The 25,254-nt window shown below is 61.0% G+C and carries 25 protein-coding genes and 1 riboswitch; of the genes, 6 read left to right on the forward strand and 19 right to left on the reverse strand.

Annotated elements, in window-relative coordinates; translation table 11 throughout:
- Nucleotides 1-92: 92 nt before the first annotated feature.
- A riboswitch (cobalamin riboswitch) is annotated at nt 93-301 on the reverse strand.
- 165 nt (nt 302-466) lie between these two features.
- Entirely contained in the window at nt 467-889 is a 423-nt protein-coding gene (locus RPC_RS17680; protein WP_041802013.1) for a hypothetical protein, read from the reverse strand.
- A gap of 112 nt (nt 890-1,001) precedes the next feature.
- Between RPC_RS17680 and RPC_RS17685 the strand changes: the two genes are divergently transcribed.
- Nucleotides 1,002-1,421 carry a hotdog domain-containing protein gene (locus RPC_RS17685; RefSeq protein ID WP_011473947.1) on the forward strand — a complete coding sequence of 140 codons (420 nt, stop codon included), beginning with the start codon at nt 1,002-1,004 and terminating at the stop codon, nt 1,419-1,421.
- Here RPC_RS17685 and RPC_RS25585 read toward each other — a convergent pair.
- The gene (locus tag RPC_RS25585) at nt 1,386-1,712 is read right to left on the reverse strand and encodes a DUF2274 domain-containing protein (RefSeq protein WP_080507349.1); all 327 of its coding nucleotides are present in this window, start codon (nt 1,710-1,712) and stop codon (nt 1,386-1,388) included. The two genes, RPC_RS17685 and RPC_RS25585, sit on opposite strands and share 36 nt — an antisense overlap.
- 48 nt (nt 1,713-1,760) lie before the next feature.
- On the opposite strand from RPC_RS25585, the gene RPC_RS26300 reads away from it, so the two are divergent.
- Nucleotides 1,761-1,925, forward strand: a complete 165-nt coding sequence (locus RPC_RS26300; protein WP_157043240.1) for a hypothetical protein — start codon at nt 1,761-1,763, stop codon at nt 1,923-1,925.
- Nucleotides 1,926-2,257: 332 nt separating this feature from the next.
- Here RPC_RS26300 and RPC_RS17690 read toward each other — a convergent pair whose 3' ends face one another.
- The 4 genes from RPC_RS17690 to RPC_RS25140 form a co-directional block, all read right to left on the reverse strand.
- The gene (locus RPC_RS17690) at nt 2,258-3,616 is read right to left on the reverse strand and encodes a diguanylate cyclase (RefSeq protein ID WP_011473949.1); all 1,359 of its coding nucleotides are present in this window, start codon (nt 3,614-3,616) and stop codon (nt 2,258-2,260) included.
- Between the two features lie 678 nt (nt 3,617-4,294).
- Nucleotides 4,295-4,426, reverse strand: a complete 132-nt coding sequence (locus RPC_RS26865; protein ID WP_415914735.1) for a hypothetical protein — start codon at nt 4,424-4,426, stop codon at nt 4,295-4,297.
- Between the two features lie 627 nt (nt 4,427-5,053).
- Nucleotides 5,054-5,764, reverse strand: a complete 711-nt coding sequence (locus tag RPC_RS25135) for a GGDEF domain-containing protein (RefSeq protein ID WP_157043241.1) — start codon at nt 5,762-5,764, stop codon at nt 5,054-5,056.
- A 12-nt stretch (nt 5,765-5,776) separates the two neighbouring features.
- Nucleotides 5,777-6,061: a hypothetical protein gene (locus tag RPC_RS25140; protein ID WP_049766122.1), complete on the reverse strand. Its 285-nt coding sequence runs from the start codon at nt 6,059-6,061 to the stop codon at nt 5,777-5,779.
- 829 nt (nt 6,062-6,890) lie between these two features.
- Between RPC_RS25140 and RPC_RS17700 the strand changes: the two genes are divergently transcribed.
- The 4 genes from RPC_RS17700 (at nt 6,891) to RPC_RS17715 (ending at nt 10,844) form a co-directional block, all read left to right on the forward strand.
- On the forward strand, nt 6,891-7,865 hold the full coding sequence (locus RPC_RS17700; RefSeq protein ID WP_011473953.1) for a LysR family transcriptional regulator: 975 nt from the start codon (nt 6,891-6,893) through the stop codon (nt 7,863-7,865).
- A 377-nt stretch (nt 7,866-8,242) separates the two neighbouring features.
- Complete coding sequence (locus tag RPC_RS17705) at nt 8,243-8,974, forward strand: PRC-barrel domain-containing protein (RefSeq protein ID WP_041803021.1); 732 nt, start codon at nt 8,243-8,245, stop codon at nt 8,972-8,974.
- Nucleotides 8,975-9,171: 197 nt separating this feature from the next.
- On the forward strand, nt 9,172-10,389 hold the full coding sequence (locus RPC_RS17710) for a sensor histidine kinase (RefSeq protein ID WP_011473955.1): 1,218 nt from the start codon (nt 9,172-9,174) through the stop codon (nt 10,387-10,389).
- Nucleotides 10,390-10,466: 77 nt separating this feature from the next.
- On the forward strand, nt 10,467-10,844 hold the full coding sequence (locus RPC_RS17715) for a response regulator (RefSeq protein ID WP_041802016.1): 378 nt from the start codon (nt 10,467-10,469) through the stop codon (nt 10,842-10,844).
- Between the two features lie 38 nt (nt 10,845-10,882).
- Here the strand turns inward: RPC_RS17715 and RPC_RS17720 are convergent, their stop codons facing one another.
- The 13 genes from RPC_RS17720 to RPC_RS17780 form a co-directional block, all read right to left on the reverse strand.
- Complete coding sequence (locus RPC_RS17720; protein WP_011473957.1) at nt 10,883-11,119, reverse strand: DUF2274 domain-containing protein; 237 nt, start codon at nt 11,117-11,119, stop codon at nt 10,883-10,885.
- Entirely contained in the window at nt 11,116-12,351 is a 1,236-nt protein-coding gene (locus tag RPC_RS17725) for a TrbI/VirB10 family protein (RefSeq protein ID WP_011473958.1), read from the reverse strand. Before RPC_RS17725 ends, RPC_RS17720 begins: the two co-directional genes overlap by 4 nt.
- Nucleotides 12,351-13,367: a P-type conjugative transfer protein TrbG gene (trbG, locus tag RPC_RS17730; protein ID WP_049766217.1), complete on the reverse strand. Its 1,017-nt coding sequence runs from the start codon at nt 13,365-13,367 to the stop codon at nt 12,351-12,353. The genes RPC_RS17725 and trbG overlap by 1 nt, the downstream gene beginning before the upstream one ends.
- A gap of 20 nt (nt 13,368-13,387) precedes the next feature.
- Nucleotides 13,388-14,071, reverse strand: coding sequence for a conjugal transfer protein TrbF (gene trbF, locus RPC_RS17735; protein WP_011473960.1), 684 nt, complete (start codon nt 14,069-14,071; stop codon nt 13,388-13,390).
- A 3-nt stretch (nt 14,072-14,074) separates the two neighbouring features.
- On the reverse strand, nt 14,075-15,370 hold the full coding sequence (gene trbL, locus RPC_RS17740; protein WP_011473961.1) for a P-type conjugative transfer protein TrbL: 1,296 nt from the start codon (nt 15,368-15,370) through the stop codon (nt 14,075-14,077).
- A 3-nt stretch (nt 15,371-15,373) separates the two neighbouring features.
- A complete protein-coding gene (trbK-alt, locus tag RPC_RS17745; protein WP_011473962.1) occupies nt 15,374-15,760 on the reverse strand; it encodes a putative entry exclusion protein TrbK-alt in 387 nt (128 codons plus the stop codon).
- Nucleotides 15,757-16,494, reverse strand: coding sequence for a P-type conjugative transfer protein TrbJ (trbJ, locus tag RPC_RS17750; RefSeq protein ID WP_011473963.1), 738 nt, complete (start codon nt 16,492-16,494; stop codon nt 15,757-15,759). The genes trbK-alt and trbJ overlap by 4 nt, the downstream gene beginning before the upstream one ends.
- Nucleotides 16,491-18,932 (reverse strand): conjugal transfer protein TrbE, encoded by a 2,442-nt coding sequence (gene trbE, locus RPC_RS17755; RefSeq protein WP_011473964.1) that lies wholly within the window; start codon nt 18,930-18,932, stop codon nt 16,491-16,493. Before trbE ends, trbJ begins: the two co-directional genes overlap by 4 nt.
- A gap of 9 nt (nt 18,933-18,941) precedes the next feature.
- Nucleotides 18,942-19,205 (reverse strand): VirB3 family type IV secretion system protein, encoded by a 264-nt coding sequence (locus tag RPC_RS17760; RefSeq protein ID WP_011473965.1) that lies wholly within the window; start codon nt 19,203-19,205, stop codon nt 18,942-18,944.
- A complete protein-coding gene (locus RPC_RS17765; protein WP_011473966.1) occupies nt 19,205-19,549 on the reverse strand; it encodes a TrbC/VirB2 family protein in 345 nt (114 codons plus the stop codon). Before RPC_RS17765 ends, RPC_RS17760 begins: the two co-directional genes overlap by 1 nt.
- The gene (gene trbB, locus RPC_RS17770) at nt 19,546-20,514 is read right to left on the reverse strand and encodes a P-type conjugative transfer ATPase TrbB (protein WP_011473967.1); all 969 of its coding nucleotides are present in this window, start codon (nt 20,512-20,514) and stop codon (nt 19,546-19,548) included. The genes RPC_RS17765 and trbB overlap by 4 nt, the downstream gene beginning before the upstream one ends.
- Nucleotides 20,515-20,873: 359 nt before the next feature.
- Nucleotides 20,874-22,892 (reverse strand): UvrD-helicase domain-containing protein, encoded by a 2,019-nt coding sequence (locus RPC_RS17775; protein ID WP_011473968.1) that lies wholly within the window; start codon nt 22,890-22,892, stop codon nt 20,874-20,876.
- The gene (locus RPC_RS17780; protein ID WP_415914736.1) at nt 22,889-25,021 is read right to left on the reverse strand and encodes an ATP-dependent nuclease; all 2,133 of its coding nucleotides are present in this window, start codon (nt 25,019-25,021) and stop codon (nt 22,889-22,891) included. Before RPC_RS17780 ends, RPC_RS17775 begins: the two co-directional genes overlap by 4 nt.
- Between the last annotated feature and the right edge of the window lie 233 nt (nt 25,022-25,254).

A 25,254-nucleotide genomic window follows, 5' to 3' on the forward strand; every position in this document is an offset into this window, starting at 1 on the left:
CATGTTTGGAGCCGGGGCCGAGCGGTCGCGTGCATGACTGTCCGGCCGATGCAATCGACCGCTGCAAGCGATCCACCGGGGCACCCCGCCCGAAGACGTTCTGTTGTCGCGGCAGGTCTCCTGGCTCGCGGATCGTCGCTTCGGTCCGTCTTCCCGAGGCTTTCGGCCTCAGTGACAAAGGCTGGACGTCGGCTCACCGCTTACAGTTGCGGGGGCAGCTCCGGCTTTGGCTCGCGCCGCACCGGCTTCCCTCTTAGCCCCCGATCTTGCGATTCGAGGGACCGTGACATCTACATGTAGCACCCGAAGCCGATTTGTTGTCAATCTGCCATTGCGAGCAATCTGCAACTATCTCCGATCGAACACCCAGATGACGCGACTCCGGCTCGCCGGGTACGACCGGGGATCCGTCCGGTGGAGGCTTAGCGCGGCCGGAGCACTGCTCCGCCCTCCTCTCGGGTTTCAATCAACACCCGGCATAGATCGGGAAACGCGTCGTCAGCGCAGCGACGCGGGCGCGCACCGTCGCCTCGATCGCCGGATCTCCCTGTTCGCTGTGGTCGCGCAATGCCGCGAGCACGTCGGCGATCATGTCGCCGATCGCCTCGAACTCGCCGACGCCAAATCCGCGGGTGGTGCCGTCCGGCGAGCCGACGCGGATGCCGCTGGTCTTGGTCGGCGGCAGCGGATCGCCCGGCACCCCGTTCTTGTTGCAGGTGATGTGGCTGCGCTCCAGCGCTTCGTCGGCATCCTTGCCGCTGATGCCATAGGGCCGCAGATCGATCAGCGCGTGATGGGTGTCGGTTCCGCCCGACACCACGGCCAGGCCTCGTTGCTCCAGCCATCCCGCCAAGGCCTTGGCATTGGAAACGACAGTCAGACGCTTCACAACCTTCGCAGCGTTACAGCGCATTCTTCGCAAACCTTCGCATGATCAGTGGTTCACCTCCCATGCCTTGTCCGGTTAGCTTCACCCTAGGCACAACACGGGACATAATCGCTTGACCAGATCAGCTATCACATCAGCAAGCAGCGAGGCGCATCTGCTCGAGGTCGTTCTCGCCGATCAAGCCGATTGCATCGGCATGCTCAATGGCGCAAGCGCCCTATACATGATGGGCAAAGCCGCATTGCGTTGTGCGGCCGAACATTCGGGTTGCAGTGTAAAGCTGGCGAAAGCGGACTCGATAGAGTTTGTCAGACCGATCCGTATCGGCAGCACCGTTGACATTCGCGCGCGCGTCGTCTTCCAAGGCCTGTCAACAATGACGGTAATCGTCGAAATGACACCTGATGCCTCGGATGAACAGGAGGATCCCTCCAATATCTATGGTCGTTTCCTGATGGTTGCTGTCGATACGAACGGCATTCCGATCTCCATTGCGTCATCGACGACGCACGATCAACAAAAAAACTTGTAGATCGATCGCCGACCTTCGATCGAATCTTGCCTTCCCCTCGATTCCGCCAGGCGTTTCGCTTGACGATTGCATTGTCCGGCGCGCGATCCCGAAGGCCCGATCGGCCGCCATGAATCTCTCCAGCATCGGCCGCACGCGCTTGGCGGGGTCGGCGATCGATTGCCCCGTCTTCTCCTTTGATAGAACCTCGGCACAGGCCACGAGATCACGGTGAATGCTTGCTGGTAGTTCAAATGTGGACTTCTCCGGTCTGTCATCGGTGATCGCCGAACTGGTCCCGGTTGTCTGCACAGATTGTCCGCCTCGGTGAGTAGAGCCGCTGCCGGGGGTTAGGCTGCCATGACCGAACTGCAATTGATGGAGAAGGGCCAGTGGTCGTCAACGGCCATGAGCAATTGCCTGCACGACGACGATGCGGGCGAGCCGGACGCGCAGCTGAAGCGCATCAGCAGGCGGGGCCAAGCGCCAAGCAGGAGGCCAAAAAGTGAACGTTTGCCGGAATGAACTTCCTGACTTATCGGAACGGAACTTCCAAAATCAGATAAACCATTGAAATCATTGGAGCGGGTGAAGGGAATCGAACCCTCGTATTCAGCTTGGAAGTCTCCAGATTCGCACGTCGTTTCAAGGTCAGTTCTGATATTCTCTACCTCAGCTGATCATTGAGGTCGCTACAGATTTGGCCGCAGTAAGAATGGCTGCGCCGGGTTCTTTCCCGATCCGTCGAAACGCCGTCGCAAGTTCAATCGAATTTTTCTGGGTGGATTCCAGTCGGGGCGCTCCGGTTTGTCCGCCATCCACCCGTAATCCGCGGAACGCTAGGCCCGCAACCAATATTATGCAGCGCTCGAAACAGATTCCGGCGATGCGTAGAGTTCCACCCGATTGCGGCCTTTCACCTTGGCCTGGTAAAGCGCGGCATCTGCACGGGCGACCATGATTTCTGGGGTATCGCCCTCAAGATATTCAGTTACGCCAAAGCTGCAGGTGACACCCCCAACCCGATCAAAGGAAACCCCCGCGATAGCAGTTCGCAACTTCTCTGCAACGAAGCAGCCGTCAGAACCAGTCACCAGGATCGCGAATTCTTCGCCTCCCCATCGGGCTAAAGTATCGGTCGCCCGAAGCTGGCTTGAGACCACATCGGATAAGCCGGCGAGGACGCTGTCTCCGATCGGGTGTCCGAACGCATCGTTCACCACCTTGAAGTGATCAACGTCGTAAATTACCAACGAGAATGGCATCCTGAAGCGTTCCGCTCGCGCGATCTCGGCGACCAGCGCTTCATCGAACTTCAGTCGATTGTAAAGACCGGTAAGGCGATCGGTGGTAGCCAGGACCGCGAGCCGTCTTGCACGATCACGTAACTCTGCCGCCGCGTCGTCGTCGTCGGCCTTCTTCGCGATGAGAGCCAGCTTGAAGTGCTGCAACGCGTCCGCCATCGTTCCGATTTCGTTATTTTCGCCTTGGTGAGGCACCACGACATCGAGGTGTCCCGCGGCCAACTCGTGCATTGTCGTGACATTGGAGGCGATGGCGGAGCCGACATGGCGGACGATATAAATGCCGGCAACACCACCGATCACAACGGCTATCGTCAGAAACGTCGCCAGCGAAACGACCGCCGACTGGTAACTCTTGACAGCCTCCTGGCCGGCGGCATCGGCTCCCTGATTATTGAAGTCGATGCTCTTCTTAAGGATTTCGTCGGCCCTGTCTCCGATCGGACCGACGGTATCCATGTTGAGTTTGCGCGTCTCCAAAGATGCAATACCGCCGCTGTTGCGGGATAGAGTTAATACTTGTCGCGCGCCCTGTAGATAGGCCTCCCAAGTTTTCACCCACTCGGCATACAGCACACGTTCCGTCGGTGATCCAAGCAGGGCTTCATAGCTAATGCGCGCCTCGTCGTTTGTTTTGACGGCAGCGTCCAACAACACTTCCGCAGCCTGTTTGGCCTCGACGGTGTCGGACAGTTGGTGCTGTCGGATGATATTGCGGCAGACGATAACGTTTGAGCGGAGTTCTCCGAGAGCGCGCACGCTGGGCAACCAAATGCGCTGAATAGCCGCCGCGTCGGCGTTGATTGCCCGCATCTTGAGAAGCCCTACCAGCCCGATTCCCGCCATTGAGAAGATTAGGAATGTGATCACGGCGGTGATCTTGGTACTGATGGAGAGCTGGCTCAGATGCATCACGGTTGAACATGGCTTTCAAATTTGAGCCGCAGAGGTCGATTAATTGCATATGCGCCATGACTACGTGGGGTGACGGCCTGCCAATCAGTTAATTGGGGATGTTGTCTGGAGACGCAGCACGGCGCTCTTATCGAGATGGTTAATTTTCTTTCCAAATGCCGGCGACCTGATCAGCCGGGGCGCCGATCGGATCGCGTGAGCCGACACGCCCTAGTCCCTTTGGTTCGAGCCGCCGACGGCGGCTCTCTCGCCACTTTGGCACTACGCGCGCGTCTACATCCTCGCCCTGCCAGCCACCGAACCGGTAAACGAGAACTGTGGGCTAGATAGAGTTTCGCCCTCAATGCTTCGCGACGACGGATGGCGCTTGGTCCTTCACGGCCAAGTCCCACGGTGCAGCGGTCTGGTACTCGACATAGTAGCTGTCGTTATTCTCGCAGTTTTGGCACTCAAAAGTCCGGAGGTCGATTCCACTCCTGGCGGGCTCAACACGAACCAACCGAAGCCGAGCGCCACATTCCGTGCACGGTGGCGGCGCCCGCTCTTTAGGATTGAATCGCCAATTCCGATCAATCACGTCGCACCACACCCCAATCTCTTCTTTCCAGGCCAGCTAACGCTGATCTCGCATCCTGGGTCTTACGCGCGAGGCCAATTGACGAGCAGCGCGACGCTCTACGAGGAGCGCGCCTGCACCTCCAAAGCAGCAATGAGCGCCAACAAGATTTTGCGCTGATCGGCATCTTTCGTTTCTGAAAGCGCACGGCGATAAAGCTTGAGGTTCTCATCCCGGATGAAGCGGTCCATAGCAGGCACTCCGATACCGGAACACTAAATGCCTGGAAGCGGAATTACAAATCACTTCCGCCTTTCCGCGGGGGTTCCCGGGGATCAAGCCGAACGACCTGCTCTTCAGCCACTATCGCATTGCATCGCTCACACCGGAACACCAGGATAGCAGGCTTGAGCAATTGCCCGGGAAGTCTGCCCACAAGTCGCATCGCAATGAGGCAATGACCGGCATCGATTCGGCGATCTCGGCAATCAGTGGTCCGGCCACAACAGCAAAAACATGTTCGCACGACGCACGCCGGGGGCAACTTGGATGGGTTCCATAGGCCAGTCGAAACCCGAGTGAACCGCCGCCGCGAAGCGGTCGCAATCCGTCCAGTCAGCGGCATCCTTTTCGCCGCGTCCAGATCCGCAACGGCCTGGACTTTCGCGGTATTATGGTGAAATGCTACAAGATCCTGACCGATGATGTGGTGATGGATACCTATTTCCGCGGCGGCAGGAGACCGAAGCTATCATCGATGATATCGCTGAGGGCCACTTCCGCATTGCTAGGCGGCGCAAAAATCAACCTGGAGTCGTTGAGCGGAGCGGCTCCCTGAAGCAGCTACTTAGTTCCTAATCTACCTTGGCGATGTTGAACTACGCTCTCGGCTCCAGCGACGGCGCGATACTCGGAGACATCATTCTTGCGGAAGCATACTCGACGCGGTTCCGGCCATTCATCTTGGCTCGGTAGAGAGCATTGTCGGTCCTTGCCACGAGACTATCCACCGAATCGCCTTCAACATAGATGCTGACGCCGAAGCTGCAGGTGATCGTCCCTGCAAGGTCGAAGCCAGACTGCTCGATCGCTTGCCGAAGCTTCTCAGCAACCAGTCGAGCCGTGGCTCCGTCCGTATCCGGCAGCACGAGGACGAATTCCTCTCCACCCCATCTGACCAAGAGGTCCGTCTGGCGGATCGCGGCCGAAACAATCGCGGACAATTGGACCAGAACCCGATCACCCGCCTGATGGCCGTAAGCATCATTGACTTCCTTGAAGTGATCAATGTCATAGACAATTAGCGATAGCGGATTTCCGTAACGTTCCGCTCGAGCCAATTCATAACCGAGCACCACATCAAACTTCCCGCGGTTGAAGAGTCCAGTTAACGGGTCGGTCGTCGCCTTGATCTCGAGTTCGAGCGCCAGCGCTTGCAGATCCGCACGATGTTGCATCTGCACAATGTCTCGCACGCCATGCTGTTTTCCCAGAAAGTGGAAGACGGTGGTTAACGCCAATTGCAAAGTGATGATGATGCCGAGGAGCCGGCTCGCGAACATGCCGGTCAGCGGACTGACGATCAGCATCGACCAGTCGCCCTACGGAACGCCAGCGCGCAGGACATAACCGCGGCGCCCGTCAAACATGGTCCAAGCCGAATCGGTGATTTCGCGCGCGAGCAATGTCGGCGCGTTGGGCGCTCCAAATTGCTGAGCAAGGGTGGCATGGCTGGCGACTGGCCAGAGTGGCTGGCCCAATGAACCGTTGCGGTTGCTGAGCATCACAATGCCATGAGCATCTGTGAAAAAGAAGGGGCGAGCGAAGCTCTGCAGGCTGGCACTCAGTTTAGCAAAAGACTTCGACAAGGAGGCCGACCAAACCATCCACGCTCGTTGCGCGTTCGATTGCTATCAGGGACTGCTCGATTTCCATATGCTGCTCCGTACCAAGATCTACCGACCGAGGCTCAGAACACAATTCGATTTCCGCGACGGTACCGCAAATATCGCGTTCGGATTGAATACCGAGGACTGGCCGTCCAAATTGAACGGTATCTTGCCACTTATTTTGTTGTGCAACCTGGGCGTGACGGCCCAGCCTCGAGCCACTAAGCGCTCGGCGCACGCCGACAATATCAACACGGCAACATGGGGAGCCAAGGCTGAACGCGGACATTGGGACCCCATTGAAGTTCCGTCGCGGCGCCTCCCGAATGCTCATCATGATCGAGTGGCAGCGCAGCTTCGCAGTTTGCCTCGTCGGAGGCGACGAACAGGATCGCGTCCGCAAGCTCTTCGGGCTTGCCAAATCGCCGAAGCGGAATCCCGGCGAGCCTCCCTAATGGCAAGCTCAGAAGCGAATGCTTGAACACGCGTAAACCATGTTCTGCCATCTCGGGAGGCATGGTTGCACTCGCCGGCGCCGGCGTAAGGGCGATACGGCACGAAGTAATCGACCGTTCCTAATCAAAATTAGGAGACTTCTAAGAACTTCCGGCTGATTCTTACGTGCCGTGAAATATTTGCTTAATGCCGATTGTCTTAGCTATTACGTAGTCTTTAGACACTACTTCTCAACAGAGCTTCGACTCCGGACACAGACATTGTCAAGTACCTATCGGAAAATTACCTGCTGCGTCTCTCAATCGAATTTGACGAAGATCATGCGGCAGCAAGCCGAGCACCATGAGCAACGACAATTGGAAGTATAGCAATGCGGCGTCGCCTTTTCTCGTTAGTTAAAGCTCGCCCGGCCGGCGCGGCAACCCAGCCCGCCTTGGGACTTCGCGTTCCGCTTGTGGCCTTGCTGCAGGCCCTGTCGGTGGCTGAGCACTTGAACTTCCGTCATGCGGCAAACGCTTTAGGCGTCAGTCAATCGTCCGTTAGTACGCGGATCAAGCAACTCGAGCAGGATCTTGGTGTCCAGCTGTTCGAGCGACGTCACCGCGGCGTCCGGTTGACGGAGGCCGGGCAGCATTTTCTCGAACACGTCGCTACTGGAATTGAGCACCTCGATCATGCTGTGAGGACGGCGGGTGCGATTGCCCGCGGAGAGCGGGGACGGCTGCGTATTGGTCTATACTCTTCAATTTTTGCGGGCTATCTCGCTGAGCTGCTGGGGCAGTTTCGCGGACATTATCCAACAGTCGATTTGCAGATCATGGAGGGGCGAGCGCGCGACACAATCCGGGCCGTTCGCGAGGCGCGGCTTGACGTCGCGTTTGTCGTTGGCGCGCCGAAGGTCAGCGATTGCCATTCGAAACCGCTGTGGACCGAGGCACTGTTCGTCGCCCTCCCGGAGCACCATGCTCTTGCCGAAGCGGAAGGTGTGACGTGGCCCGCACTTTCCGGCGAGTGCTTCCTGGCTCGCTCCGGTGGTCCGGGGCCTCAGGTTCACGACCATATTGTGCTGCGCCTCGCCGGCCATTGGTGCCAACCTCGCATTCAGCGCTTTGATGTCGAACGGGACACGCTGATGTCGATGGTCGCACAAGGCTATGGCATTACCTTGACCAGCGAAGCGGCAGCGCAAGTACCGTTTCCCGGTGTTGCTTTCCGGCCCATTCTCGACGAAACGGAATTAATCACCTTCAGTGCGCTCTGGTCACCGCACAATCGCTGCCAAGCGTTGCTTCATCTTCTCGCGCTGGCTCAGCAGAAGTCCGAGGGCCGACTACTCGGCATTTGATGATGGATTTCGTCGTGCCTTTGCAAAGACTCGAATGACTACGCTCTCCGGATACGGCTCATTTTCGCACGGCATTCTCCCGACCGCGATTGGGCTAAGACCGCGGCGGCGGATAATGCCCGTAGAATCAATGCGCGCTGTTCGTTGAAGCGACACGGGCCCTTTCGTTAAGATAGGATGAAAAGTGAAAGGATGTCGGATCAGCATAAGGTAGGGTGTTCCGTTATTGGAACCATCGAGCAGTCGGGGCATTCGAATTGAGCTGCCGAACTGGCAGCTGATGTCCACACACCGGCATGCATGTGCAATTCGGCGGCGCCATCGAAATTATCGTGATTTCGAAGGGCGCATCGCAATCTCTCAGCGGATTTAGAGTTATGTTCAGCGTTAAAGTCATTGCTATCGCTTTCCTCTTCGGGACGGCAGGAATCGCAGCAGCCAGGGCCGAATGCGAGATCGCCGACGCCAGATTGGAAGAGGCCATTCAGCAGAACCCCCGCCTTCGAGGGCCGGCCAATAGTCAGTCCGTGCGGGACTTGCGCAGCCTGCGCGATGCCGCATTCACGCTCCGATCGTATGGGCGTCATGAGGATTGTGAGCGTCTCCTTGCGAACATCCGGGAGTTGATCGCCGGCCCGCCGATGGGCTCTCTGGGAGACAATGACGAGGAAGAGGCCGACAAGCAAAACAGCGCTCGCGAGCCAAAAGTCCATCGCGGGGCGACGCTGGGCAGTCGCGACAAGAAAGACGCCAAGCCGCTCCTGAGAATCGATGAACTTACGCCCGGCTTGAGGACCGATGAAATGATCGGGGCAGAAGTCCGGAGCTCAGACGACAAGATCGTGGGCGAGGTTAGAAACATCGTGTTTGGCACGAAAGACGGTCGGGATTACGCCATCGTCGCTTCGGGTGGATTCTTCACGGCAGGCCAGGACAGTATTGTTGTGCCGATCAAATCTCTTATGGTGTCGCAGGACCGGTCCAGCTTCTTTCTGCCGATCTCCAAGGAGGTGATGAAGGCCGTGCCGCTCATGCCGGACCGGGGCTATGCTTGGCTGTCTGATCAAAAATGGCGAACCCATAACGACACCCTGTTTGGCGGGCGCTGAGCCCATCGGCAGGCCGTCTCCCTGGGGCGCCCACCGCCTCTTGTAGGGAAATTTTAATGCCCGCGGATCGCCTCCGCGGGAACAGCCGGCGACAACGTCCTGTGTAAAGTCGCGGAAAGTTCGCGCGGCCGGATCGACAAGGCTCCGGATATCGTCAACATGGCGGTAAACTCTAGCCCCATTAGGTTGTCTAGACTATGCCTTCCGAACCGAGGCCCTCGTCCGGGGCCGCCTATGATGAAATCCGTCAGGATGAGCTTCCGTATCGCCGCCGCCAACAGGCCATTCTTCGGGAGTTTGGAACCGTCGCGTTACAGACCCGTGACTTCCGACACATCCTTCAGCAAGCGACCGAACTAAGCGCCCGTGGCCTAGGGTGTTCGTATGCGAAGGTCCTGGAATATCTTCCGAATGAGCAGCGCTTGATCGTGCGTGCAGGCATCGGCTGGCCGGCGGGTACAGTGGACCACGTATCGCTCGGCGCGGATATTGAGTCTCCAGCCGGCTTTGCCTTTCAGACCGGCCAATCGGTCATATCCAATCATTTGCAGGCAGAAACGCGCTTCCGAACACCCGCACTTTTGGCCGAACAAGGCATTAAACGCGCGATCAACGTCATCATCCGACGAGGTGGTGAGGGTAATACACCGTTCGGTGTCCTCGAAGCTGATAGTCCGGATTCTGGCCAATTCGACGACGCGGACGCGGATTTCTTGGCGGGTTTTGCCGGCCTGCTCGGCATTGCGATTGAGCGTCAGCATGCAGACGCCGAGCTGCAGGACGCCCTCGACAAACTACAGCAAGCGCTCGATCACGAGGCACTATTGACGCGTGAGATGAGTCACCGCGTTAAGAACAGTTTGACCTCGGTCGTCGGACTTCTGCGAGTCCAGGCACGCGGCTCAGATTCCGTCGATGTGAAGAACGCGTTGGAAAACGCTGCGATGCGTGTTGCGTCTATCGCGGAGGTTCACGACCATCTGTGGCGAGGTAGCAAGGTTGGATTTGTCGACCTCTCCGATTTTGTGGGACACCTATGCAAGAATCTCCAGAATTCTGCACCGGAACACTCGATACAATGTTATTCGGACTCAATTATCATCTCAGCCGACAAGGCAATTCCGTTAGGGCTGCTCGTCAACGAATTGGTGACGAACGCCGTCAAATACGCTTACGTCGATGGACCTGGTGTGATCAGGGTCGATGCGCGAGAAATTAACGGGCATCTGATTATTGAGATTTCCGACGAAGGCCTGGGCCTGCCTGATGGATTTGATATCAATCATCCACGGAAGACGCTTGGCTTCCGAGTTATCAATGGCTTGGTCCGCCAATTGGTTGGCGAACTAAACATTTCAAAAAACATACCAAGGGGATCGCTATTCACGATAAAATTCTCGCTCGATCCCCACTAGATTTCAACTTTGATGAGCGAGTTGAAACAAAACCCTCTGGCGTCAGTTAGCTTCATGAAATCTTATGAGGGTTATTTATGCATCCAACCGTGACGCCGGCCTGTATTCTCGTGGTCGAAGATGAAACGTTCATTCGCATGGATGCGGTTGAAATAATCCGGGCAGCCGGGTTTGACATTTTGGAGGCGACAAACGCCGACCAGGCCATTCGAATGCTCGAACTTCACTCCAGCATTCAGCTCATCTTCACTGACATTGACATGCCAGGATCCATGAATGGTTTGAGACTGGTGGCAGCGGTCAGAGACGGTTGGCCACCCGTCAAGATCATTGCGACTTCCGGATATTTCAAGGTCAAAGCTGGCGATCTTCCCTCGGACGCCCGTTTTATCTCCAAGCCATACCAACCAGCCCAACTCATCAGCGCTATTCGCGAACTTACTGCCGCCGCGTGATGCCACTCGCGATCGCTCGGCAAAAATCCGAGGGCCGCTTATTCGGTATTTGACGACGGATTTCGTCTCGCCTTTGCAAAGACCCGATCGGTTGCCATAAACCGCTCCAGCATCGGCGCAATCAGTTTGACAGGTTCAATTGGCCCCGTGGTGCCGGTGATTTGTGCCAACAACTCTCCATAGGCGACGAGATCGCGATGAACCGATGCCGGCAATTCGATACTGAGCTTCACCGGTCGGTCGTCGAGAAGCGAGCCCAGTTTTAGCTTGGTCATTTTGCGGCCTCCTGATTGTATGGCGCCAGCACCAGGTCGCGGTTGACGATCACACGCACCGGGAATCCGGGGCGGATCGTGAGCGTCGGCTGAATGTCGAGGTTGCGGCTGACGACGCGTTGCCCGACCTGATTGAAACTCTGCGAGCCGCCACGGCGGATCGCCTGGACGACATCGTCCTCGCTGCCGCTGGTGCCGACTTCGGAGCCGACGCTGAGCAGCGTCGAGAGCATCGCCGCCTTGAACAGCGCACCCCAATGGTTGTCGACCTCGTCCTCCAGTCCCGCATACCCGGCGGTGTCGGCGCCGGGCTGGCGCTCCAGTACGATCGATTTGCCGTTCGGCATGATCAGCCGGGTCCAGACCAGGAGGACGCGCGACTGACCGAAAGCGACCTGGCTGTCGTACTGGCCGATCAGCCGCGCGCCTTGTGGAATGAGAAGAAACTTGCCGCTCGGGCTGTCATAGACGTTTTCCGAGACCTGGGCGGTGATCAGGCCCGGCAAGTCCGAGCGGATGCCGGTGATCAGCGCGCCGGGAATGACGGTGCCGGCCTGCACCACGTAAGGCGAGGCCGGAGCTGCCAGCCGGTCTGGGCTCGTCGTCCGCCGATCGACCGAGGCGTTGATGAAGGCGAGTTTCCGGTCCTGGCCGTTCTGCGCGAAGGTCGAATCGGCCGGCGGTTGTGGGAGGGGATTCAACACTGCGCTGGCTTCAGGTGGTGTTGCCGACGCCGGAGTTGGCACGATCGGAGGCAGTTCTCGGGTGTTGGTCGGTGCAAACAACCGGCTCAACCGCGCCGCCTCGATCTCTTGGCCCCGCCGCTGCGCCTCCGGATCCGCCGCGGGTGCAGCTGGGATGACCGTGTTCGATGCCGCGCCGGCGTTGAGCATGGGCCGCCCGAGATCGCCGGGCAGCGGCGGACCAAGCGGCGTCGCTTGGCGCGGGATGCCGGCGTAATCCCGTGGCAGCCCGGACAATCCATCGGCCTTAGTGCGATGCTCCGTGCTGTAGAGCTCCTCGGGAGCGTCCGCACGATGGCGATTGTTCTGCAACGCCCAGAACACCGCGCCGGACACCGCCACCAGCGCAATCCCGGTACCGGCCATCAGCACCTTGCGCGAGAGCCGCGTCACCCTCGGTCGCTCTGGTCGGATTTGAAACGCCGCGACCGGATCGCTGGCCGACCGAAACGCATCGGAGGCGTCGTCCTGTCGCCGGTCGCCATTCATCAAAGCCTCCCGTCGGTGCGGGAGATACGGACCGTCTGCTGCTGGTCGCCACCAAGGCGCAACTCGGCGGCACCGAACAGCCGGTCGACGATATAATAGTTTTGCCGGACGCGATAATTGACGAGTTGGCCGTCGCCTTCAGGTCCGATTACGAACAGCGGCGGCGCTTCACCCTGCCCGATCCCGCGTGGCATCTCGATATAGACTTTTGAGCCGTCGTCGAAGGCGGACATTGGCCGCCAGGGCGGATTGTCGCCGGTGATGGCATAGCGGAAGCGCAGTTTGGAAACCTCGATGCCCTCGTCGATCGGCGCCGCGGTCAACGCGGCCGCGTTGTGGCGCCGCAGCGCAATGAGCTGATCTTCAGGGTACTGCCAGGAGACCGAGGCCATGTAGGTCTTTTCGGTCGAACGCAGTTCAAGGAAATAGGTCCGCCGATCGGTGTTGATGACGAGGTTGGTGACGAGATCGGGGCGCGTCGGCTTGATCAGGATGTGAACCTTTTTGGCGGCGCCGGTTTCGCTCTCGGTGTCGCCGATGATCCAGCGCACGGTGTCGCCGGCAGCGACGGGCCCGGAGCCGGTCAGCTGCTCGCCGGCCTGGAGCATCACGTCGGTGATTTGGCCAGGCGCGGTGTAGACCTGATAGAGCGCGCCGCTGGTGAATGGATAGACCTGCACGGCGTTGATAAAGCCGTTGCGTACCGGCTGGACCCGTGCGGCGGCATTGGCCTGATTGACGCGCACGGCCGGGTCCTTCGCCTCGGGCGTGGGTTTGCCGCGCCCCAATGGCTTCAACTGACCGGGTAGCGGCAGCGGCTTGGCGAGTTCTACCACCTGCACCGGTGCTGGCGGATCGCCGAGCAGCACGGCGGGTTCTGCCGGATCATCGAGCGCGATTTCCGGCGGCTTTTGCAGATGCGAGCAGCCGGCGAGCATCGAAGCGGACATCAGCAGCAACGCCGAAGCGGCCCTCACTGACGACGTCCGGGCGAGCGGGTGCGGAGCGGGCATCATGTTGTTCAGGAAACACGATTTCATTGTCCAAGCTCCTTCGACCAGCTGATGGCGTTGACGTAAACTCCGAGTGGATTCTTGCGCAGGCGATCGGCGTCGTGCGGCGGTTGAACGACGACGGTCAGGATCGCGGTCCAGCGCTCGGTTGTGGCGAGCGAGCCATTCTCGTAGCCGCGCTGGATCCAGGCGACGCGGAAACTATTCGGCGAAGCGCGAATGACGCTGGAGACCTCGACCGAGATCTGCATCTTGCCGAGATTGGCGAACGGATCATTGGTGCGGGCGAAATCGTTGAGCGCGGCTGCGCCGCGGTCCGTGGTGAAGTCGTAGGCGCGCAACCATTGTTGGCGCAGCACGACCGGATCGACCGGCAGTCCCCTGATATCTTCGATGAACCGCGCGAGGTGATAGGCGATCTGCGCCTCAGACGGCTGATAGTCGATGGCCGCGGGTGCCACCGCCTGCGCCTGGCCGAGGCGATCGACCTGCACCACCCAGGGCGTGACGCTGCCGCGCAAGGATAGCCAGACCAGACTGCCCGCCAGACCCGCCGACAGCATCAGCGAGCCAAACGCCATCAGACGCCAGTTCTTGGCCTGGACACGGGCCGAACCGATGCGTTCGTCCCAGACTTGCGCCGCCTTCTGATACGGCGTCACAGCCTGCGGCGTGCGGCCGTAGCGGACCGATGATCTTCGAAACATCGACTATTCCCCCTCGGAGAGATTGACAGAGGCTCCGCCGCCGCCGTGATCGCCGGAGCGAACAGCGTGTGCGGCAGCGGACGTCCCGTGGTTGATGGTTTGCGCGCGCTTCATGCGGCGCGCCCAGGCCGGCGGTTCGCCGGCGGATGAAGCCGCAGAGGATGATGCGGCTCCGCCGGCGTCTGCCGAACTCCCCTCACCTGCCGCCGCTCGGCCTCCGGCCTCGAAGCTGCTCTTGAGGTTTTCGGCAGCGCGGCGTAGTGGGCTGATCGCGGCCTCGGCCCCCTTGGTGAGCCCAGTCGTTGCCAATCCCGACGCCCCTCCCGCACGAAACGCTGTCGTGGCGCCGCCGGCCAGTGCTGCACCGCCGCGCGCGGCGCCGGCCGCAATGCCACTAGCCGCGGCCAGTCCGCTGCCTGCCATGGCGGTGCCAGCAAGTCCGGCCGCAACAACGCCCCCACCCGCTGCGGCCGCGCCGACAGCGGAGCCAGCGCCAAGCTGCGGACCACCGGAGACGAGGCCATTGGCAATGCCGGGACCGAAAATTCCGAGGCCAAGCAGCGAGAGCGCGGCGAGCACCATCGCCATGGCGTCGTCGATCGATGGCGGGGTGGCTGCGGCCACCGTGAACTGTGAAAACAGCGTCGAGCCGATGCCGACGATGACGGCGAGTACCAGCACCTTGATGCCAGACGAGATGACGTTGCCGAGCACGCGCTCGGCCATGAAGGCGGACTTGCCGAACAGGCCGAAGGGAATCAGCACGAAGCCCGCCAGCGTCGTCAGCTTGAATTCGATCAGGGTGACGAACAGCTGGATCGCCAGGATGAAAAATGCCAGCAGCACCATCACCCACGCCAGCAGCAAAACCGTGATCTGGATGAAATTCTCGAAGATGGCGATGTAGCCCATCAGGCTGGAGATCTGCTCCAGCAGCGGCCGTCCGGCATCGAGCCCGACCTGGGCGACACGGCCCGGGCGCAGAAAGTCGGCGGCTGAAAGTCCAGAGCCGGCGGCTTTCAGGCCGAGACCAGAGAAGCTCTCGAAGATGATCCGGGCAAGCTTATTCCAGTTGCCGATCAGATAGGCGAAGACGCCGACGAACAGCGTCTTCTTCACCAGCCGCGCGATGATGTCGTTATCGCCGCCCCAGCTCCAGAACAGCGCCGCCAGCGTGATATCGATGGCGATCAACGTGGTGGCGACAAAGGCCACCTCGGGCTGCAGCAGCCCGAAGCCGCTATCGATATATTGGGTGAAGACCGCGAGAAATCGATCGATGACGCCGGTGCCGCCCATGGTTCATTCGCCCTGCCCGGTGGAAACTGATGGCCACCCCTGCGGCACGCGGCTCTCGTCCTTCCGCGAATTAACCTCCGCGGCGTTGCCGTTCGGCACTGCCGTTGGAGTGAGAGTTGGAGTTGGTGCGGTCTTCTGCTTGAGGAATTGGCGGCGCCGCTCGGCCCAGATCTGACGACACTTCGCAAGGGCTTCGGTTTGCTCCAATGTCACCGTCCGGCAGCGGGCGAGTTCGGCCGCCAATGGATCAGCCTGCTCGGCGGCAGGCGCTGCGGACGAGGAGATCTGCTCCTGGTTGCGCAGCTCGATGGTGCAGGCTGCGACGACCAGAACCAAGGTCGCGACACTCACGACAATCGACAGTCGTCTGGATTGGCTGAGCGCGCTCATTGATGAAACATCGCCACGTTGGAGGGCTGATAACCGTTGCCGGGGCTGAGGAAGCGGCGGAGCTGTTCCCTGGCCTGATCTTGCGCCGCGGCCTGCTGGGCCGCCTGAAGCGACTGCGCGCGGCCCTGAGCCGCCACGGCCGCGGTGAGATCGGCGAGTTGCTGTGCCTGAAGCGCGAGGAGCTGGTTGCCTGCTTGGGTGGCCTGAAGTCCGCCGGTTGCCGCCTGGCTCGAGGTCACCAAGGCCGACATCTGGGTGCGGTTGGTGTCGAGATTGCCGACCACGCCGGCCTGCACCCGCAGCGCGTCCTGCAGCGCCGCGACCGAGTTCTGCCAACGCGCCTGGGCGTTGCCGATCAGCGCCTGGCTGGATTGGCTCGCATTGGCGCTGCCATAGGTGGTCTGAAAGGCATGATCGATCTGCTGGACGTTGAAGGCAATGTTCTGCGCCTGCGCGAGAAGCTGCTGGGTGCGCTGGATCGAGGATTCCAGCTGCTGCAGCGAGGAATATGGCAGGCTCGCAAGATTGCGCGCCTGGCTGATCAGCATCTGCGCCTGATTTTGTAACGACGTGATCTGGTTGTTGATCTGTTGCAGCTCGCGCGCGGCGGTCAGAACATTCTGCGCATAGTTGTTGGGGTCGAACACGACCCACTGCGCCGCGAGTGGTGGCGCGCCGACGATGAGCGACAGCGCGACGGCGCTTGCCGCCGCCAGATGACGGAGCCTAATCATGTTGGAAACTCCAGGTTGCGGAGATCGGGAATGAGGTCGACGGCCCAGCCGGCGTCGCGCCGGCGGAGCCATTCGCTCACGAAGCCGTCGCGCCCATGCTCGGCGAGCACGCGCGCGATCATGGCCTGGTCGGCCTTGGAGGACGCAGCGCAAAGAGCCAGAGCGATCGCGCCGAGGCCGAGCTCGAACAGCCGGTTGCCGCGGCGCGACTGGCAGTAATAATCGCGCTTCGGCGTGGCGCGCGCCAGAATCTCGATCTGCCGGTCGTTGAGGCCGAAGCGCTGATAGACGGCGGATATCTGCGGCTCGATCGCGCGCTCGTTCGGCAACAGCAGCCGCGTCGGGCAGCTTTCGATGATGGCCGGCGCAATCGCCGAATTGTCGATGTCGGACAATGATTGGGTGGCGAAGACCACGGAGGCGTTCTTCTTACGCAGCGTCTTCAGCCATTCCCGCACCTGGCCGGCAAAGCCCTCGTCATCCAGCGCCAGCCAGCCTTCGTCGATGATCAACAGCGTCGGCCGACCATCGAGACGGTGTTCGATGCGATGGAACAGATAGGCGAGAACCGCGGGCGCGGCGGCTGTGCCGATCAGCCCCTCGGTCTCGAACACCTGCACCGGGGCGTCTCCGAGCCGCTCGGTCTCAGCATCAAGCAACCGACCTGACGCCCCGCCAATGCAATAGGGCTGCAGCGCCCGCTTCAGCGCCTGCGCCTGCAGCAGCACAGACAGGCCGGTCATCGTGCGCTCGGTGTCCGGCGCGGACGCCAGCGAGCTCAGCGCCGACCAGAGATGCTCTTTCACCTCCGGTGTGGTGGTGATGCCCTCGCGGGACAGGATCTTGACGATCCAATCCGCGGCCCAGGCGCGCTCGGGGACATCAGGGATGCGCGACAGCGGCTGCAGCGAAAGAGAGCTCGAGGCGCCGTCGGTCAGATCGCCGCCGAGATCGTGCCAGTCTCCGCCCATCGCCAGCGCCGCAGCGCGGATCGAGCCGCCAAAGTCGAAAGCAAAGATCTGATTGTGCGGATAGCGCCGGAATTGCAGCGCCATCAGTGCCAGCAACACCGACTTGCCGGCGCCGGTCGGACCGACCACCAGGGTATGGCCGACGTCGCCGACGTGAAGTGAGAACCGAAACGGCGTTGCGCCTTCGGTCCTGCCGAAGAACAATGCCGGGGCGCCAAAATGCTCGTCTCGCGCAGGGCCGGCCCAGACCGCGGACAGCGGGATCATGTGTGCGAGGTTGAGCGTCGAGACCGGCGGCTGTCGGACGTTGGCATATGCGTGGCCGGGTAGCGATCCGAGCCAAGCTTCGACCGCGTTGACGCTCTCCACCATGCAGGTGAAATCGCGTCCCTGGATCACCTTCTCCACCAGGCGGAGCTTCTCATCGGCGACCCGAGGGTCGTCGTCCCACACCGTGACGGTTGCGGTGACGAAGGCCTGGCCGATCGCGTCGGATCCGAGTTCCTGCAACGCGGCGTCGGCATCCAAGGCCTTGTTGTGGGCATCGCTATCTAGGAGCGTCGAGGCTTCGTTGGTCATCACCTCCTTCAGGATCGCGGCGATCGATTTGCGCTTGGCGAACCATTGCCGGCGGATCTTGGTCAGCAGCCTGGTCGCGTCGGTTTTGTCGAGCATGATGGCGCGGGTCGCCCAGCGGTAGGCGAATGCGAGCCGGTTGAGCTCGTCCAGAATGCCGGGGGTAGTCACCGTCGGAAACCCGACGACCGTCAGCACCCGCAGATGGGACTGTCCCAGCATCGGCTCGAGGCCGCCGGTCAACGGCTGGTCGGCCAGCAGAGCGTCGAGATACATCGGGATCTCGGGGACGCGGACGCGCTGGCGCTTGGTCGAGACGGTCGAATGCAGGTAGGTCAGCGTCTCCTCGTCATCGAGCCATTTAAGTTCGGGCATAAAGCCCTCGACAAGCCCGAGCACCCGGTCGGTGCGATCAACGAAGCCGCGTTGTACTTGCCGAGCATCCTCGTCATGACGGCGGTCGCGCCCCTCGTAGAGGAATTTCTCGGTGCGGGCGGTGTCTTCGGGCGGCGGCAGATAGAGGAAGGTCAGGAAATAACCCGATTCGTAATGCGCCCCTTCCCGCTCGAATTCGGCGCGGCGCTCGACGTCAACCAGGGCTGACGCCACATCCGGAAAATGACTTACGGGATATTTGTTGGCGGGGTAGCGCTGCGCCTCGACAAAGACTGCCCAGCCGGAGCCGAACCTGCGCAACGCGTTGTTCAGCCGGCTGGCGACGGCGGCCAGTTCCGCGGGCACAGCAGAATCCAGATCCGGTCCCCGAAACTGCGCGGTCCGCTGAAACGAGCCGTCCTTATTGAGAACGATGCCCTCATCGACCAAGGCGGCCCAGGGCAGAAAATCCCCCAGATGGGTTATCGATCGACGATACTCAGCAAGATTCATCATGTGCGCGCCTCAAACGGAAAGATGACCGGGGATGCGCAGATGGCGGCGCACCACATCGACGAACTGCGGATCGCGCTTGGCGGCCCAGACCGCGGCGGCGTGACCGAGAAATGCGAGCAACAGACCGGCCAACCACAACCGCAGGCCGAGTCCGAGCGCTGCCGCCAGAGTGCCGTTGAGGATCGCGACCGCGCGCGGCGCGCCGCCGAGCAGGATGTGTTCGGTGAGCGCGCGATGAACAGGCGCAGCAAATCCGGGGATCGTCTCCTCCATCAGACCAGCGCTCCGCCGCCGAAGGAGAAGAACGAGAGGAAGAAGGAGCTTGCCGCGAACGCAATCGAGAGACCGAACACGATCTGGATCAGTCGGCGAAATCCACCCGAGGTATCGCCGAACGCCAATGTCAGGCCGGTGACGATGATGATGATCACCGCCATGATCTTGGCGACCGGGCCTTCGACCGATTGCAGGATCTGGTTGAGCGGTTGCTCCCACGGCATGCTGGAGCCGGCCGCCCAAGCCGGTGCAGCGGTCAACGAAGCCAGGACCGTGGTCAGGGTTGTAAAGCCGGCGGGCGTGGCGATGGCGCGGCGAAGTGGGTGCGGACGATGGATCATGATCGATCTCCTTCTGGTGAAAGGGTGTAGTCGCCGGCGGGCCCGAGCCCGGTGACGCGCATCAGCTCCGTGAGCCGGCGTTCCGAACCGCGGCCGGACAGCACCGCGACGACGTCGATGGTCTCGGCGATCAAGGAGCGCGGGACGGTGACGACGGCTTCCTGGATGAGTTGCTCAAGACGGCGCAATGCGCCGAGGGCGCTGCCGGCGTGGATGGTGCCGACGCCACCCGGGTGGCCGGTGCCCCAGGCCTTCAACAGGTCGAGTGCCTCGGCGCCGCGGACCTCACCGATCGGGATGCGGTCGGGGCGCAGGCGAAGCGAGGCGCGCACCAGCTCCGACAGCGACACAACGCCGTCCTTGGTCCGAAGCGCCACCAGATTGGGCGCCAGACATTGCAGCTCCCGGGTATCCTCGATCAGCACCACGCGATCGGCTGTTTTAGCGACCTCGGCGAGCAGCGCATTGGTGAGCGTGGTCTTGCCGGTCGAGGTCCCGCCGGCAACGAGGATGTTGTTGCGCGCCGCGACGCCGCGACGCAGCGCCGTCGCCTGCCCGGCGGACATGATGCCGGCAGCCACGTAGTCATCGAGCGTGAACACGGCGACGGCGGGTTTGCGGATCGCAAACGTCGGCGCGGTGACCACCGGCGGCAGCAACCCTTCGAACCGTTCCCCGGTCTCGGGCAATTCGGCTGAGACGCGGGGACTTCCGGCATGAACCTCGGCGCCGACATGGTGCGCGACCAGGCGGACGATCCGCTCGCCGTCGGCGGCGTTCAGGCGTTCGCCAGTATCAAAGAGCCCCTCCGAAAGCCGATCGATCCAGAGCCGCCCGTCGGGGTTGAGCATCACCTCGACGACCGCAGGGTCTTCCAGGAAGCCGGCGATCGCTGCCCCGAGCGCCGTGCGCAGCATGCGCGCGCCACGCATAATCGCTGCAGATTGCTGAGTGATACCCGCCATGTTGCCCCCTCCCACGTCAGGCCGCTAACAGCAGCGCCGTGGTTCGGGATAATTAGAAGAGGCAGCAATGCCGGCTTTGCAACAACCCTGATGGGGTCAACGTAGCCTGGCGAAGAAATGGCGATGATCGGCGGAATCGCACGTGCTTCAAACCTTGCCTACCGGCGCGACAGCCGCCCACTACATGCAGGTTTATCGATGCACGGCACCGACATCCTCTGACAGGCCGCTCATCACCCCGAAGCGGAAGTTTGTAGGGTGCGCTGTCTGCCCCGGACAGAACGCCGTCCGACGCCACATGGCGGTCAGCAACTCATTGCGTGGGCGCGACGACCGCCGTCTCGTAGAAATCACGTCGGCTAAGTCGGCTTCGCGATGGCTTCCGGCGCGCTGCAGCAATCGATGATCAGCCAGCCGCGATCCCGTAGGATCGTGGTTTCGGCCTCGGTGAAGGCATCCTTCCTCATGGCGATGCACAGAAGGTGTGATGGTCGCGTCATGGCGACGTAATGGAGCCGCAGGCGCCCCAGAAGACGGGGTCCTTCCATCTTGTTCCCCTTTTTGAAGCCGCCGGACCGTGCTCCCAGGAGCCATGCTTTCAACTCGCTCAGATGGTGGTCGTGAAAATAGGACTCCAACACGAGGGTCGCGGTGTGGGTCTCGCCCTTTACCGAATGGATTGAACCGAGGCGTACATGCACCTTGGGCCCGTCGGGCGGGTAGCTGAAGAGATTGTCGGTCCTTGTGGCGACGCTCTCTTCTTCGACCTCCGAGCCGCTGCCGTGCTCTGGCCAGGCAAGAAACGCGTTTGTGGTTGGTGGGGCATTGCCCGCGATGGCCTTGGCGACCGAGACTGCGAGCGCTTTGCCGCTTTCCTCCCACTCGGCCTTCGAAAGATCGCCCTTATGCACGAGGACAAGTTCGATGAGAGCATTGTAGTCTGCCGCTTTACCGTCGAGCAGTTCCTTGACCCGCCTGTGAGGCGACTTCCGACTGTAGAGGCTGAGGTCCGCCCCTGCGATGTCGGCGAGGCGGAGAACGGCGGACGCAGTAGCGTTGACGAGCGAAGATACGTCCCGCAATTTGTTCATCTCAAAGCGCGCGCGCGCAAGGTATTGGGCGAAGGTCGTCTGTAAGGAATCCCGCCGCCCGCATGCCGGATCGAATGTCGGGGCGTAATTTCCAATGAAGCGGGGCACCGGATCGGGCTGCTCCGGTTCCTTCACGACGCCCGCGACGGCCACGAAGACTCCCGCCCGAAGCTCGTTCTCGGTGAACTGTTCGACAAGATGCGCTCCGTAGCGCGGCAGCACATTGCTCATGCTCTCGTCGTCGAAGAGGATCACCGTCGTCGCCTTTGGCTCCGTCTTTACGACCGAGGCGCCGGGACCCGCGCCGATCAATTGCTGCGGAATGACGCCGAGGCCTTTTACCTGGTTAGCGATGGTCTGATTGAAACGGTAGCTCCGCGGAAGGTCGAACCTAATCTGGCTCGGAAACGGATCGGTGTGCGCGCCGGCCTTGTCGTCAACGCTGCTGTAGATCGCCTGATTTGAGTCGCCGAAGCGCTGGCGGCGCGAAGGGTTGTCACCTTCGAGGAAGAGGCGGTGCAGGAGCGCGGACTGGAGTTCGCTGTTGTCCTGCGCCTCGTCGATGAAGACAAGAGGGAACCGCTCTCGCAGAGCGGCCGCAACTTCGGGTCGCGTATCAAGCAGCTCGTTCGCCCAGACGAACATCTCATCGTAGCAAAAATAGCCCGCCTCACTCGACGACTTCGTCGCCGCGACCATCGCACGGGCTAATGGCGTCGCCGCTCCCAAGTTGCCTTTGTTGTCGGCGGTGTAGTCGGCCCTCCCGTACATGAGCGCGAACTCTGTGAGATGGCGGGCTTCCATCGCCGCCTTCCAGTTCCGGCCCAGCAGTCCCATCCGGTGTTTCAGTGCGATTTGCGTGTCGATGGCCTTGATGAGATTGCCTTTTGATCGCAGCCACGGGACTGACAGAAACTCGTTCACGAACGCGTGGATGGTGCCGACGAAATGCGGATAGCGAAGGAGAGCGCCGCCAATAGGTGAGGAACTGAGTTTGGTGCCGATTTCGTTGCGCGCGGCGTTGGTATGCGAAAGCACGCAGATACCCTGTCGGCGCCAGCGCCAGCGATTGGCGAGAATAGCAAGCTTGGCGACGAGAAGGGTCGTTTTGCCGCTACCGGGACAAGCCTCGAAATCCGCGCTGTCCAAGTTGCGGATTGCGGCAAGGCGGCTTTCGTCGTTTCCAACTTTCGCGAAGCCGTCGGGTCCGAGCCCGATCATCTGGGATGCCCAGATGATGTCTTCGTCCGCAATCGTGAACGGTTGCCACTGGGAGGTGCCCATCATACGCTCGCGTCTTCTTCAGGTTCATCACCCGAGCCTCCAGCCTCGGTCTCACTAGGCCCCTCATCCTTGGGCCCTGTTTCAGCGGGCTTTTTCGCCGTGGAGAACGGCTCGGTGACGTGTTCGATCGCCTGCACGATATAGGATGGGAGCTTCTTCAGGAGGTCCGCAGAATTCCACTTCTTGCTTTCAACGAGGCCCTCAAGAATTCCGGCAAGATACTGAGCCGCAATCGCCTTCGATGCCTTGTCCCCTTCGAAGAGCGCGTAGACGTGAGAGGCGAAGGTCTCAGAGCTGAGCCCCCCTCTAATAAGTTCCTTGAAGGCCGGCACAGACTCTTCGATCACGGCCTTCTTAGTCGTCTTCCCGTTGACAAGTTCGTCGTCAGCGAACGCCATGTGCGCAGCGAGCCAAACCTGCGGGCGCATTCCGTGGAGCGCCAAGTCGAATTCGAGGGTCCAGTCTCCGGCAACGAAGGTCTTAACCTTCTGGCCCGACGCCTTATCGCGGCGCTCCTTCCGGCGTTCATCCAGTTTGGCGCCGGGGAAGTCCGCCTTCCGCCGCCACTGGCGGCCGCCCTTCTTGATCTCGGGAACGTCCTCGCCGTCCTTCAGCTTACCGACAATCCATGGCGCATCGTCCGGCATCACGTCGAGATCGGTAACGCACGCCACAGGCACGCTGATGACACCTGACTCCTCTGGACGCTTCCGCATGAAGATGCGTGCGAAGCGGCCGAGGCCGACACCGCCGACATTTACGAGGGAAACGCCGTAGCGGTGGAAATCTCGGTCGAGCAGGCGAGCGATGACTGGGAGCAGGATCGTCTCGGAGTCACCTTCCACGATCATCACGGCGCGAGCGAAGAAGAGATTCGCCTTGGTCACGTCGAGAAACCGCTCAAGAAAGCGGTAATCTGAGGCGCTGAGCTGCGTGTGCTCCGGCCCCATAGGGAAGGCTTTCCTGCCCTCGATCATGACGAGGTTCTCAAGGCGGATATCGGAGGCCAGGTTTGGGCTGTGAGTCGTGACGAGGATCTGTATCTGCTGGCCATCGGCGCGGACCCCGTCGGCCTGCTCCTGAAGGAACGACATGAGACGGAGTTGCCGCTGCGGATGCAAATGCGCTTCAGGCTCTTCGATCAGTAGAAGCGGGAAGCCGTCGCTTTCGGCGGCGAGCAGCAGCAGTTCGCAAGCCATGAACAGCAGATTGTTTGACCCGAGGCCGCGCGTATATGAAGCGTCAGTGTCATCGGATGCGCTGAGGGCGAGCTCGAGCTTCTCAAGGAGCTGGCGAAGCCGCACGGCGTCGTCCCGGCTGCCGCTGACCGCGATGCGGGCGTTCAGGAGGTCGTTCGCGAACGAGAGCGGTTTCAGGAACTCGTCGTTCAGCTTCTTGCGTGCTTCCTTGATCCCGGCGCTGCCGTCGAAGAGGAAGCTCGCGTAGTCGCCGACGCCGAGTACGCTGAGCTTCGCAGGGTCGGCCGGCGGGCTCGCCTTCGGATCGAAGGCGACACCCGTCTCCTTGATCTCCTTGGTGTGCTGGAGGATCTGCGAAAGGCGCGAACCGCGGCCCGCGCTCATCGCCCTTTCAGCATCGCGCAGCGGTCGCAGATACGTCGCGGTCAAGAGCGCGCGGGCCGCTCCCTCTAGTACGGGGCCGTCACCGGCCGCGCCGGTGCGGATCTCCGAGGGTAGCGTACGGCGGGAGACGCCTTCCTTCGTATTGCGCCGAGCATTCCATGTGATGATTAGCGCGGTCTCGGTGACGTCGCCGCCTGGAAGATAAGTCAGATATTCGGCGAACGCGGCGCGGTCATGGACCGTCAGCGCCTTGAAGGTCAGGCGAATGCAAATCTGCTCTGCCTGCGCTCCGCCAGGCGCCTGATGGAAGTCCGTAGCCTCGACGCGAATCAGTTCCTGATCGCGGGTGCCGAGCACGAGCCGCAGTGCGTCGATGACGGCCGTCTTGCCCCCGTCGTTCTCCCCGACGAGCGCCGTCAGGCCCGGCTTAAGCCGGAGCACGAAGGTATCATTGCCCACCCCGAACAGCCGGAAATTCTCGATCCTAATCTCTGAGATATACACACCGTCCCCCGCAACGGAGGTTATCACTTCCAGCGCCGCTTTCAATCAGTGGTGGCGCACGTCGTCATTGCTAGGGAGGGATGAGCAACGGTCGCTATGGTCAATGGTCCCAGAGGCCGCTTCTGGCCCATATCGGCGGATCGACACAACGGCGATTGTGGTCGGTTCCGGCGCTAAGCGGACATCGACCAAGGGGGCTACGACGACGCCATTGATGAGATTTGTGCGACAAGCTTATCAGTTGCCAAACTAGCTCCACTCTGCGATTGGGCCCGCGG

It is taken from the genome of Rhodopseudomonas palustris BisB18, assembly GCF_000013745.1.
GTDB lineage: Bacteria > Pseudomonadota > Alphaproteobacteria > Rhizobiales > Xanthobacteraceae > Rhodopseudomonas_A > Rhodopseudomonas_A palustris_F.

What these genes read in the sequence shown, in the direction of transcription:
- trbK-alt (WP_011473962.1), bottom strand. Translation starts at nt 15,760, where the DNA reads ATGAGCGCGCTCAGCCAATCCAGACGACTGTCGATTGTCGTGAGTGTC.
- RPC_RS25140 (WP_049766122.1), bottom strand. Translation starts at nt 6,061, where the DNA reads ATGGTTTGGTCGGCCTCCTTGTCGAAGTCTTTTGCTAAACTGAGTGCC.
- trbF (WP_011473960.1), bottom strand. Translation starts at nt 14,071, where the DNA reads ATGTTTCGAAGATCATCGGTCCGCTACGGCCGCACGCCGCAGGCTGTG.
- RPC_RS17715 (WP_041802016.1), top strand. Translation starts at nt 10,467, where the DNA reads ATGCATCCAACCGTGACGCCGGCCTGTATTCTCGTGGTCGAAGATGAA.
- trbL (WP_011473961.1), bottom strand. Translation starts at nt 15,370, where the DNA reads ATGGGCGGCACCGGCGTCATCGATCGATTTCTCGCGGTCTTCACCCAA.
- RPC_RS17760 (WP_011473965.1), bottom strand. Translation starts at nt 19,205, where the DNA reads ATGGAGGAGACGATCCCCGGATTTGCTGCGCCTGTTCATCGCGCGCTC.
- RPC_RS17690 (WP_011473949.1), bottom strand. Translation starts at nt 3,616, where the DNA reads ATGCATCTGAGCCAGCTCTCCATCAGTACCAAGATCACCGCCGTGATC.
- trbG (WP_049766217.1), bottom strand. Translation starts at nt 13,367, where the DNA reads ATGATGCCCGCTCCGCACCCGCTCGCCCGGACGTCGTCAGTGAGGGCC.
- RPC_RS26865 (WP_415914735.1), bottom strand. Translation starts at nt 4,426, where the DNA reads ATGGACCGCTTCATCCGGGATGAGAACCTCAAGCTTTATCGCCGTGCG.
- trbB (WP_011473967.1), bottom strand. Translation starts at nt 20,514, where the DNA reads ATGGCGGGTATCACTCAGCAATCTGCAGCGATTATGCGTGGCGCGCGC.
- RPC_RS17775 (WP_011473968.1), bottom strand. Translation starts at nt 22,892, where the DNA reads ATGATGGGCACCTCCCAGTGGCAACCGTTCACGATTGCGGACGAAGAC.
- RPC_RS17710 (WP_011473955.1), top strand. Translation starts at nt 9,172, where the DNA reads ATGCCTTCCGAACCGAGGCCCTCGTCCGGGGCCGCCTATGATGAAATC.
- RPC_RS17725 (WP_011473958.1), bottom strand. Translation starts at nt 12,351, where the DNA reads ATGAATGGCGACCGGCGACAGGACGACGCCTCCGATGCGTTTCGGTCG.
- RPC_RS17705 (WP_041803021.1), top strand. Translation starts at nt 8,243, where the DNA reads ATGTTCAGCGTTAAAGTCATTGCTATCGCTTTCCTCTTCGGGACGGCA.
- RPC_RS26300 (WP_157043240.1), top strand. Translation starts at nt 1,761, where the DNA reads ATGACCGAACTGCAATTGATGGAGAAGGGCCAGTGGTCGTCAACGGCC.
- RPC_RS17700 (WP_011473953.1), top strand. Translation starts at nt 6,891, where the DNA reads ATGCGGCGTCGCCTTTTCTCGTTAGTTAAAGCTCGCCCGGCCGGCGCG.
- RPC_RS25135 (WP_157043241.1), bottom strand. Translation starts at nt 5,764, where the DNA reads ATGCTGATCGTCAGTCCGCTGACCGGCATGTTCGCGAGCCGGCTCCTC.
- RPC_RS17720 (WP_011473957.1), bottom strand. Translation starts at nt 11,119, where the DNA reads ATGACCAAGCTAAAACTGGGCTCGCTTCTCGACGACCGACCGGTGAAG.
- trbJ (WP_011473963.1), bottom strand. Translation starts at nt 16,494, where the DNA reads ATGATTAGGCTCCGTCATCTGGCGGCGGCAAGCGCCGTCGCGCTGTCG.
- trbE (WP_011473964.1), bottom strand. Translation starts at nt 18,932, where the DNA reads ATGATGAATCTTGCTGAGTATCGTCGATCGATAACCCATCTGGGGGAT.
- RPC_RS17765 (WP_011473966.1), bottom strand. Translation starts at nt 19,549, where the DNA reads ATGATCCATCGTCCGCACCCACTTCGCCGCGCCATCGCCACGCCCGCC.